Below are 8871 nucleotides of genomic sequence, written 5' to 3'. Positions count from 1 at the left end.
ACGAGGGCTTCCGCCCGGCACGCCGAGAGCACGCCCCAGACGCCGCCCGGCCCGCCCTCCGGGCGGACGACGGGACTTTCGCAACACGCCCTAGCCTTGTCCGCACCCACGCGCGTGGGCCGTGACGGGCCTACGCTGAGGGCATGGACAGCTCAGAACACGTCTGTCCGGTCTGCGGACAGCCTGTGGCGACGGTCGTCAAGCGGTACAAGACACTGGGCGCGTGGGTCCCCCGGTGGGTGCCGGGCCCCTGCCGCGATCCCGGGTGCGAGGCCCACGTCCCCGAGGACGCCGAGCCCGACGGGAGGCCCGGAAAGTCCGATGGGAAGCCCGGAAGGCCCGTCGCGGGGAATTCCTGAGGGGGCGGGCGGCACGGCCGGCGCCGTAACGTGACCGCATGACCGACCAGACCCGCATCCTGCACCTCACCGAGCGCGCCCTCTGGGACGCGGCCCGGGCGAAGGGCACGTACGAGATCTCCACCCGCGGCCGCACCCTCCAGGAGGAGGGCTTCATCCACTGCTCCACCCGGGCCCAGCTCCCGGCCACGGCCCGCCGTTTCTTCGACGGCGTCGACGACCTGGTGGTTCTGGTCATCGACCCGGCGCGGCTTGACGTACCGCTGAAGTACGAGTCCAACAAGCCCGGCGGGGAGGAGTTCCCGCATGTGTACGGGCCGATTCCGGTGGACGCGGTGGTGGATGTGGAGCCGTGGGCGTGACCGGCTCGTCGTGGGGCCGGCCGCCCGCCGGTCACCGTCGTCCGAGCGGTCAGGAACGGCGCGGTCAGGAACGGCGCGGTGCTCCGCCCGTCTCCGGGTCGCGTCCCGTCAGGCAGTAGACCCCGCCCGCCGGGTCCCGCATCACCGTCCAGCCGGCGCCCCTCGTCATGAACCCGGCGCCCAGTTCCTCGTGTCGGGCCCTCGTCGCCTCGATGTCGGCGCAGGCCAGGTCGAGGTGGGCGGTCGTCTCCCGTTCCTCGCCGAGGCGCTGGAGCAGGATGCGGATCGGGAGGTCGGGGCCGGGCCTGACGAAGTGGAACTCGGGGAGGGAGCTGGGGGCCGACTCCCACTGCGGCAACAGGGCGCTCCAGAAGGCGACTTCGGCGTCGTAGCGGGACGGCGCGATGTCCAGGCAGACCTGGTCGACGCGGGTGCCGTCCACGACGGGCGGGCGCACCGGCTCGCCCCGCCCCCACTCGTCGGCGCAGAACAGCTGCCCGGCGGGGGAGCGGAGCACGGCCCACCGCTCGTGCGGGGTGACGACTTCCGCCCCCAGCTCCAGCGCCGCTTCCACGAAGGCCGGCACGTCGTCGACGGCGAAGTCGAGATGTGCGCCACCCTCGCCCGAGAGGACCCCCTGCACCTTCAGACAGGCTTCGGCCTTCTCCGGCAGCAGGGTGACGAACTCCTGCCGCTCGCCCCGGAGTCCGGACAGCCGGGTGCCGGTGACCGCCGTCCAGAAGTCGCAGGCGCGGTCGAAGCGGTCGAGGGGCCGGTCCAGGAAGGCATGGGTCCACAGAACCCTGTGGCTCATCCCTTCCGCTCCATGAACCGCAGCATGTTCCCGGCCGGATCCCGGAACGCGCAGTCCCGCACCCCGTACGGCATGTCCGTCGGCTCCTGGATCACCTCCGCGCCGGACTCCTGGACGCGGGCGAAGAGGGCGTCGCAGTCCTCGGTGGTGAAGTTGACCCCGCGCAGCGCGCCCTTGGCCAGCAGCTGGTCCATCGCCTCCCGGTCGGCCGGGGAGAGGTCGGGGTTGGCCGCGGGCGGCTCCAGGACGATCGACACGTCCGGCTGCAGCGGCGACCCGACGGTCACCCACCGCATCCCCTCGTACTTGACGTCGTTGCGGATCTCCAGGCCCAGGACGTCGCAGTAGAAGGTGACGGCCTTGTCGTGGTCGTCGACGGCGATGAAACAGTTGCTCAGTTTCAGGTCCATGAGTTCAATCTAGAGCCGTCACGACCGCCGTGGCCTGGTGTACGCCCGCACCACGCAGGGCGGGATCTCCGCGCTCTCCTCGTGCGAGCGGGCCCGGTAGGAGCTCGGCGTCTCACCCACCAGCTCGGTGAAGCGGGCGCTGAAGGAGCCGAGGGAGGTACAGCCCACGGCCATGCAGACCTCGGTGACGGTGAGGTCGCCGCGGCGCAGCAGGGCCTTGGCGCGTTCGACGCGGCGGGTCATGAGATAGCCGTACGGGGTCTCGCCGTAGGCCTCGCGGAAGCTGCGCTGGAAGTGGCCCGAGGACATCAGGGCGGTGCGGGCGAGGGCGGCCACGTCGAGGGGTTCGGCGTAATCGCGGTCCATGCGGTCGCGCGCCCGGCGCAGACGTACCAGATCCTCACGGTTCACCACGCCAGGATCGCACGACCCTCACCGGCCGGGCGCGTGAACCTGAAGTGGCCTTTGCCTTCAGTTCGTCTGCTGTATGGAAGCGCTTGTTCCCATGGGGCGTATGGACCACATCACGTTCCTCGTGGCGGTCGTCATCGTCACGGCCCTGGCCTTCGACTTCACCAACGGATTCCACGACACCGCGAACGCGATGGCCACCTCCATCGCGACCGGCGCGCTCAAACCGAAAGTCGCGGTACTCATCAGCGGGGTCCTCAACATCGTGGGTGCCTTCCTGTCGACGGAAGTCGCCAAGACGATCTCCGGGGGAATCGTCGACGACACGCTCGTCAGTCCGGGAATGATCTTCGCCGGCCTGGTGGGAGCGATTCTGTGGAATCTGCTGACCTGGCTGGTCGGCCTGCCGTCGAGTTCGTCGCACGCGCTGTTCGGCGGTCTGATCGGGGCCGTGTGGGTGGGCGCGGGCTCCGACGGCGTGCACTTCGACAAGGTGGTCGAGAAGATCCTGGTCCCCGCGGTGGCCTCGCCCCTGGTCGCGGGTGTCGCCGCCCTGCTCGCCACCTACCTCGCCTACAAGCTCACCGCACGCTCCCGCAAGAAGTCGGTCGAGAAGGGCTTCAGGTTCGGCCAGATCGCCTCCGCCTCCCTGGTCTCCCTGGCGCACGGCACGAACGACGCGCAGAAGACCATGGGTGTCATCACCCTGACCCTGATCTCCGCGGGCGCCCTCGGCCACGACGCCGGCCCGCCGGTCTGGGTCATCGCCTCCGCCGGTCTCGCCATCGGCCTCGGCACCTATCTGGGCGGCTGGCGCATCATCCGCACCATGGGCAAGGGCCTGACCGAGATCGAGTCCCCGCAGGGCTTCGCCGCCGAGGCCGCCTCGACGACGGTCATCCTCACCTCCGCCCACCTCGGCTTCGCGCTGTCCACCACCCAGGTCTGCTCCGGCGGCATCCTCGGCGCGGGCCTCGGCCGGCGCCTCGCGGAGGTCCGCTGGGGTGTCGCCGGCCGGATGGTCGCCGCCTGGCTGATCACGCTGCCCGCCGCGGCCCTGGTCGGCGGTGTCTCCGCGAGCGTCGTCAAGCACGGCGGCAACTTCGGCACGGTCGTCGTCGCGCTGGTCGGCGCCGCCGTGGCCGCGGGCATCGTCCTGGTCTCCCGCCGCAACCCGGTGTCCGCGCACAACGTGAACGACACCCACGAAGTCACCCTCCGCACCGAGCCGCCGGCCACGGTCGGCACGGCCGCCTGAGCCCCCCGAGGAGTCACCGTCATGAGTCTCGACTGGACCGCACTCGGCCAGGTCACGGCCGTGAGCATAGGCGTCACCGTCGCCGTGGTCGTCGTCTTCGCCCTCGGCGTCCTGGGCCTCGCCCGCCACGAGGGGGCGAAGGAGGCCGGCGCCGGTGGCACGTCGGCCCTCGCCGTCGCCCAGGCCGGCCTCTGCTTCCTCGCGTGCGCGGCCGTGGTGGCGTACGGGATCTATCTGATCGTTCCGCAGTTCCACTGAGAGGGATCCAGCATGACGACGGTGCCGCCCCTGCTGGCCGAACAGGCCCTGCTCAAGGTCGACTACACCGACCCCGACGACCCGGTGCTCATCCGCCCCGACGGCTCCCCGATCGACACCTGGCGGGAGAACTACCCCTACGCGCAGCGCATGGAGCGCAAGGAGTACGAGTGGCACAAGCGGCTCCAGCAGATCGAACTGCTGAAGCTGCAGAGCTGGATCAAGGAGACCGGGCGCCGGATCGTCATCCTCTTCGAGGGACGGGACGCGGCCGGCAAGGGTGGCACCATCAAGCGCTTCACCGAGCATCTCAACCCGCGCGGCGCCCGGGTGGTGGCGCTGGAGAAGCCCACGGAGCGCGAGAGCGGGCAGTGGTACTTCCAGCGCTACGTCCAGCATCTGCCGACGGCCGGCGAGATCGTCCTGTTCGACCGCTCCTGGTACAACCGGGCGGGCGTGGAGCGGGTGATGGGCTTCTGCGACGACGACGAGTACCACCGTTTCATGCGGCAGACCCCGCTGTTCGAGCGCATGCTCGTCGACGACGGCGTGGACCTGGTGAAGTTCTGGTTCTCGGTCTCCCAGAGCGAGCAGCGCACCCGCTTCACCATCCGCCAGGTGGACCCGGTCCGCCAGTGGAAGCTCAGCCCGATGGATCTGGCCTCACTGGACCGCTGGGACGACTACACCGCCGCCAAGGTCGCCATGTTCCGCGAGACGGACACCGACCACGCCCCGTGGACGGTGGTGAAGTCCAACGACAAGAAACGCGCCCGCGTCGAGGCCATGCGCAGCGTCCTGGCCCGCTTCGACTACTCCGACAAGGACGAGGAGGTCGTCGGCAGCCCGGACCCGAGGATCGTGGGAGCGGCGGCGGGGCTGCTGGAGGCGGGCGAGGCCTGACGCCGAGGTTCCGGGGACGCCGGTCTCCCGGCGTCCCCCACCCGTTGCCCGGGTGCGCCATGATGGGCTCGTGGACTTCGAGCCGTACCGGGGTGAGCTGGTGGCGTACTGCTACCGGATGCTGGGCTCGTTCCACGAGGCCGAGGACCTGGTCCAGGAGACGATGCTGCGCGCCTGGAAGGCCCGCGAGCGGTACGACGGCACACGCGCGTCCGTGCGGACCTGGCTGTACCGCATCGCGACCAACGTCTGTCTGACAGCGCTGGAGGGGCGGGCGCGGCGGCCGTTGCCGTCCGGGCTGGGCGCGCCGAGCGAGGATCCCGGGGCGCCGCTCAGCCCCGCCCACGACATCCCCTGGCTCGAGCCCTTCCCCGACGCGCGCTTCGACACCGAGGTCCGGGCGGATCTGCGGCTGGCGCTGGTGGCGGCGACGCAGGTGCTGCCGCCACGGCAGCGCGCCGTGCTGGTGCTGCGCGAGGTGCTGGAGTTCACCGCAGCCGAGGTCGCCGAGCAGCTGGGGACCACGGCGGCGGCTGTCAACAGCGCGCTCCAGCGGGCCCGTGCCGCCCTCGCCGAGAACGGTGCGGGCGGGATGGAGGATGTCGCGGAGCCCGCGGATCCCGAGGTCCGCGCGGTGATCCAGCGCTATGTACGGGCCTTCGAGGCCGCCGACGTCCCCGCGCTCGTACGGCTGCTCACGGACGAGGCCGTCCTGGAGATGCCGCCGGTGCCGCTGTGGTACCGGGGCAGTCGCGACTACGGCCGGTTCATGGACCGCGTCTTCGCGCTGCGCGGGACGGGCTGGGGCACGACCACCCTCACCGCCAACGGACAGCCCGCGCTCGCCGCCTACGCTCCGGAGCCCGACGGCGGGCACCGGCTGCACACCCTCCAGGTGTTCACGGTCACCGGGGGCCGGGTGGCGCGCAATGTCGTGTTCGCCGATCCCCGTGTGTTCGAGGCGTTCGACCTGCCCCCGCGGCTGCCGTCGGAGAATTTTCGCCGGGAGCGATGAACGGCGCCGGTGCCGCCGGTATGTACCGGTGAGCATCGAGCGAAGGGACATCTCTCATGAGCGTCATCGTCGTTGAGTTCATCACCCTGGACGGGATCGTGTCCGACCCGGACGGCTCCGGTGGAACCCCGGGAGGCGGCTGGGCGTTCCGGCACGGCCGCGAGACCATCGCCGGGGACCGGTTCGGGCTCGGCAGCACCCTCGACGACGGGGTCCTGCTGCTGGGCCGTACGACCTAGCAGGTGTTCTCGGGCATCTGGCCCGCCCGGGAGGACCCCTTCTCCGCGCGGATGAACGCCGCGTCGAAACTGGTCGCCTCCCGGACGCTGACCGACACCTCGGCATGGGCCAACTCCCGGGTCCTGGAAGGGGACCTGGTCGACGTCGTCAAGGGCGAGGAGCGCGATGTCGTCGTCATCGGCAGCCTGAGCGTCGTACACGCGCTGATGGCGGCCGAACTCGTCGACGAGTACCGGTTGTTGACCTTCCCCACGGTCCTCGGCGCCGGCCGGCGGCTCTTCCCGGACGACGGGCCGCGGGCCCACCTGGAGTGTGTGTCGGCCGAGCGGTCCGGCGCGGTCGTGCTCGCGCGGTACCGGAGGGAGGCGGGAGAAGGCGCGTAGGCAGGCCTCACCGGCCCGGCCGCGCATCCGGATCCGACGCGAAGGGCCCGGCCGGAGAACCGGCCGGACCCCTTCGGGCAGCACGTGACCTGCGATGGTGCACCGATCGCCGGTCGCGGACAAGTACACCGTCTCTCGGCCGTTTGGCCGGACTACGACTTTCGGCGGCTCCCCTGCCATCGCGCCCCGCACGTCTACCCGCGTTGGCGCAACGCCAAGGCCCGCCACCGCGACGCGACGTCCTCGCCGCCCAGCGCCGCGAACGCGCCCTCATCCGCAGTGAGAAGGGCATCCGCCGGGGCGGACGCACCTCGCCACCGCAGCCTGAAGGCCCCGGCGAGCCTGATCCGGCCGTCCTTGACCAGGCCCGCCTCCGCGCACTGCCGAACCGGTCCCTGGAACGCCCCGCGCTGCTGCGCAAGGCCGAGCGGTGGCAGGAGACGGACGACGTCGAGGACGCGCTTGACCGGATCGCCCAGGCCGCCGAGACGCGCACGGCCGGTACGACTGTCGCCCCGTTCGGCTGGGTGCGCCGACGCTCCGGTCACCATCTGGCTCAACCCGAACACGGCCCCCTGCTCGTGCACGCCAAGCCGTGCCGGCGGATCACCCTGCCGCCGATGCCGGACGAGGAGGTCACTCCGCCCATAGGCGAATTGCTCGGCCTCAGGGTGTCTGACGGTTACCGGCGGAGCGAGCGTCAAGCAGGTTCAACCGGTCCTCGGCCACGCGTCCGCCGTCATCACGCCGCGGATCTACGCCCACCTGTGGCCGGGCGAAGAAGACCGCACCCGGACCGTCATGGACGCCGTACTCGGCGGCCATGACGGTCCGGGTGCGGACCGGGAGACTCTGCAACCAAAGAAACCACAGGTCAGAAGGCGTGATTAAAGGTCAGGCCTTCTTGGTCTCCCAGAAGATCTTGTCGATCTGGGCGATGTAGTCCAGGGCCTTCTGACCAGTGGCCGGGTCGGTGGACGCCTTGGCGGCCGAGAGGGCCTTCAGGGCGTCGTTGACCAGCTGGTGCAGCTCCGGGTACTTCTCGAAGTGCGGGGGCTTGAAGTAGTCGCTCCAGAGCACCGAGACATGGTGCTTCGCGAGCTCGGCGCGCTGCTCCTTGATGACGGTGGCGCGAGCCTGGAAGTGCGGGTCGTCGTTGCCGGCCATCTTTTCCTGGACGGCCTTCACCGACTCCGCCTCGATGCGGGCCTGGGCCGGGTCGTACACACCGCAGGGCAGGTCGCAGTGTGCGCTGACCTTGACCTTGGGGGCAAACAGGCGGGAAAGCATGGAGCATTCCTTCCTCGTGATCGTCTTCTCAGGTGCGACATTACTCCCTGGGAGAGGCGTTTTCGCGAGTGCCCCCATGGGCTTAGGACAAAAGTCCAGGGTCAGACTGAGACTGGTGGAGGAACGGACCGGGGAGGTGCCGGGGATGCCGGAGCTGTCGCAGGACGTGGAGCGGGGAAGGGCGCTGCTGCCCTTCGGGGTCGCGGAGGTGACCGGGCCGTCCATGGTGCCCACGCTCCACCACGGGGATCAGCTCGTGGTGCAGTACGGGGCCCGGATCCGGCCCGGTGATGTCGTGGTACTGCGGCATCCCTTCCAGCAGGACCTGCTCGTCGTCAAGCGGGCCGCCGAGCGGCGTGAGGGCGGCTGGTGGGTGCTCGGCGACAACGCCTACGCCGGCGGCGACAGCACCGACTACGGGACCGTCCCCGAGGACCTGGTCCTGGGCAAGGTGCGGTTCCGCTACCGGCCGCTGCGGGCGGATCAGCGCTCGCCGCTCGCCGTCGTCCGCTGGGCGCTGTCGTCCGCCAGGCCCGTGCTGTCCGACCGGTCGGCCTCCAGGCGCTTACGGGCGCGGTAGGCGGCCACGTTGGCCCGGGTGGCGCAGCGGTCGGAGCAGTAGCGGCGCGAGCGGTTGGTGGACGTGTCCAGATAGGCGTTGCGGCACGGCCGCGCCTCGCACAGGCCCAGGCGGTCGACGCCGTACTCGGTGAGGTGGAACGCCAGACCCATGGCCGCGATGGCCGCGTAGCCCGCAGTGGCGTTGGACGGGTGGTCCGCCAGGTGCATGTGCCACAGCGGGCGGCCGTCCTCGTCCCGGTAGTCGTGGCCGGAGATCTGCGGGCTCACCGGGAACTCCAGGAGGAGTGAGTTCAGCAGGTCCACCGCCAGGGTCTCGTCGCCGCTGTCGGCCGCCTCGAAGACCGCGCGCAGCCGGGTCCGGACCGAACGGAAGCGGGTGACATCGGCGTCCGTGGCGCGCCGGGCCGCCGAGGAACCCGCGCCGAACAGCTCACGGACCGTCTCCACCGAGGTCAGCGAATCCTTGCCCCGCGCCGGCTCCTCGGTGTTGACGAGGCGGACGGCGTAATCCGAGTAATAGGCCAGTTCCACTTGTAGTCCTTACCGGGGCGCTCTATGGTCGTGAGGGTGATCGGGTAACAGCCGA

The 8871-nt window shown here is 70.6% G+C and carries 14 protein-coding genes and 1 pseudogene; 10 read left to right on the top strand and 5 right to left on the bottom strand.

Annotation, left to right across the window (positions count from 1 at the left end; translation table 11 throughout):
• Positions 1-143 precede the first annotated feature (143 nt).
• Positions 144-359 (top strand): hypothetical protein, encoded by a 216-nt coding sequence (locus tag ABZT17_RS33370; RefSeq protein ID WP_356354446.1) that lies wholly within the window; start codon positions 144-146, stop codon positions 357-359.
• A 38-nt stretch (positions 360-397) separates the two neighbouring features.
• A complete protein-coding gene (locus tag ABZT17_RS33365; protein WP_356354445.1) occupies positions 398-721 on the top strand; it encodes a DUF952 domain-containing protein in 324 nt (107 codons plus the stop codon).
• A gap of 64 nt (positions 722-785) precedes the next feature.
• On the opposite strand, the gene ABZT17_RS33360 is transcribed toward ABZT17_RS33365, so the two are convergent.
• The 3 genes from ABZT17_RS33360 to ABZT17_RS33350 are packed head-to-tail and all read right to left on the bottom strand — an operon-like array spanning position 786 to position 2356.
• Complete coding sequence (locus ABZT17_RS33360; RefSeq protein WP_356354443.1) at positions 786-1535, bottom strand: VOC family protein; 750 nt, start codon at positions 1533-1535, stop codon at positions 786-788.
• The gene (locus ABZT17_RS33355; protein ID WP_356354441.1) at positions 1532-1945 is read right to left on the bottom strand and encodes a VOC family protein; all 414 of its coding nucleotides are present in this window, start codon (positions 1943-1945) and stop codon (positions 1532-1534) included. The genes ABZT17_RS33360 and ABZT17_RS33355 overlap by 4 nt, the downstream gene beginning before the upstream one ends.
• Positions 1946-1963: 18 nt before the next feature.
• Positions 1964-2356, bottom strand: coding sequence for a helix-turn-helix transcriptional regulator (locus ABZT17_RS33350; RefSeq protein ID WP_356354439.1), 393 nt, complete (start codon positions 2354-2356; stop codon positions 1964-1966).
• A 103-nt stretch (positions 2357-2459) separates the two neighbouring features.
• Here ABZT17_RS33350 and ABZT17_RS33345 point away from each other — a divergent pair, with 103 nt between their 5' ends.
• The 7 genes and pseudogenes from ABZT17_RS33345 to ABZT17_RS33315 all read left to right on the top strand — a co-directional run.
• Positions 2460-3614 carry an inorganic phosphate transporter gene (locus ABZT17_RS33345; RefSeq protein ID WP_356354437.1) on the top strand — a complete coding sequence of 385 codons (1155 nt, stop codon included), beginning with the start codon at positions 2460-2462 and terminating at the stop codon, positions 3612-3614.
• Positions 3615-3635: 21 nt separating this feature from the next.
• Complete coding sequence (locus tag ABZT17_RS33340) at positions 3636-3872, top strand: hypothetical protein (protein ID WP_356354435.1); 237 nt, start codon at positions 3636-3638, stop codon at positions 3870-3872.
• Between the two features lie 12 nt (positions 3873-3884).
• Positions 3885-4775 (top strand): polyphosphate kinase 2, encoded by an 891-nt coding sequence (ppk2, locus tag ABZT17_RS33335; RefSeq protein ID WP_356354433.1) that lies wholly within the window; start codon positions 3885-3887, stop codon positions 4773-4775.
• Positions 4776-4845: 70 nt separating this feature from the next.
• On the top strand, positions 4846-5790 hold the full coding sequence (locus tag ABZT17_RS33330) for a sigma-70 family RNA polymerase sigma factor (protein WP_356354431.1): 945 nt from the start codon (positions 4846-4848) through the stop codon (positions 5788-5790).
• Positions 5791-5846: 56 nt separating this feature from the next.
• Positions 5847-6029 (top strand): hypothetical protein, encoded by a 183-nt coding sequence (locus ABZT17_RS33325; protein WP_356354429.1) that lies wholly within the window; start codon positions 5847-5849, stop codon positions 6027-6029.
• A 3-nt stretch (positions 6030-6032) separates the two neighbouring features.
• The gene (locus ABZT17_RS33320; RefSeq protein WP_356354427.1) at positions 6033-6413 is read left to right on the top strand and encodes a dihydrofolate reductase family protein; all 381 of its coding nucleotides are present in this window, start codon (positions 6033-6035) and stop codon (positions 6411-6413) included.
• Positions 6414-6766: 353 nt separating this feature from the next.
• Positions 6767-6943 (top strand): annotated as a pseudogene (locus ABZT17_RS33315) (aminoglycoside phosphotransferase family protein); the annotation flags it as partial.
• Between the two features lie 364 nt (positions 6944-7307).
• Here the strand turns inward: ABZT17_RS33315 and sodN are convergent.
• Positions 7308-7703 carry a superoxide dismutase, Ni gene (sodN, locus tag ABZT17_RS33310; RefSeq protein WP_023546844.1) on the bottom strand — a complete coding sequence of 132 codons (396 nt, stop codon included), beginning with the start codon at positions 7701-7703 and terminating at the stop codon, positions 7308-7310.
• Positions 7704-7848: 145 nt separating this feature from the next.
• On the opposite strand from sodN, the gene sodX reads away from it, so the two are divergent.
• Positions 7849-8283 (top strand): nickel-type superoxide dismutase maturation protease, encoded by a 435-nt coding sequence (gene sodX / locus ABZT17_RS33305; RefSeq protein WP_356354452.1) that lies wholly within the window; start codon positions 7849-7851, stop codon positions 8281-8283.
• Here the strand turns inward: sodX and ABZT17_RS33300 are convergent.
• A complete protein-coding gene (locus ABZT17_RS33300) occupies positions 8187-8816 on the bottom strand; it encodes a CGNR zinc finger domain-containing protein (RefSeq protein ID WP_356354425.1) in 630 nt (209 codons plus the stop codon). The genes sodX and ABZT17_RS33300 overlap by 97 nt on opposite strands.
• Positions 8817-8871 lie beyond the last annotated feature (55 nt).

The sequence above is a fragment of the Streptomyces sp. NPDC005648 genome, from assembly GCF_040605395.1.
Taxonomy (GTDB): Bacteria; Actinomycetota; Actinomycetes; order Streptomycetales; family Streptomycetaceae; genus Streptomyces.
This window is presented reverse-complemented; position numbering and strand designations above follow the sequence as displayed.

Excerpts from the sequence above, each read along its gene's own strand:
- ABZT17_RS33370 (WP_356354446.1), top strand. The coding sequence starts at position 144 with ATGGACAGCTCAGAACACGTCTGTCCGGTCTGCGGACAGCCTGTGGCG.
- ABZT17_RS33365 (WP_356354445.1), top strand. The coding sequence starts at position 398 with ATGACCGACCAGACCCGCATCCTGCACCTCACCGAGCGCGCCCTCTGG.
- ABZT17_RS33360 (WP_356354443.1), bottom strand. The coding sequence starts at position 1,535 with ATGAGCCACAGGGTTCTGTGGACCCATGCCTTCCTGGACCGGCCCCTC.
- ABZT17_RS33355 (WP_356354441.1), bottom strand. The coding sequence starts at position 1,945 with ATGGACCTGAAACTGAGCAACTGTTTCATCGCCGTCGACGACCACGAC.
- ABZT17_RS33345 (WP_356354437.1), top strand. The coding sequence starts at position 2,460 with ATGGACCACATCACGTTCCTCGTGGCGGTCGTCATCGTCACGGCCCTG.
- ABZT17_RS33340 (WP_356354435.1), top strand. The coding sequence starts at position 3,636 with ATGAGTCTCGACTGGACCGCACTCGGCCAGGTCACGGCCGTGAGCATA.
- ppk2 (WP_356354433.1), top strand. The coding sequence starts at position 3,885 with ATGACGACGGTGCCGCCCCTGCTGGCCGAACAGGCCCTGCTCAAGGTC.
- ABZT17_RS33325 (WP_356354429.1), top strand. The coding sequence starts at position 5,847 with ATGAGCGTCATCGTCGTTGAGTTCATCACCCTGGACGGGATCGTGTCC.
- sodN (WP_023546844.1), bottom strand. The coding sequence starts at position 7,703 with ATGCTTTCCCGCCTGTTTGCCCCCAAGGTCAAGGTCAGCGCACACTGC.
- sodX (WP_356354452.1), top strand. The coding sequence starts at position 7,849 with ATGCCGGAGCTGTCGCAGGACGTGGAGCGGGGAAGGGCGCTGCTGCCC.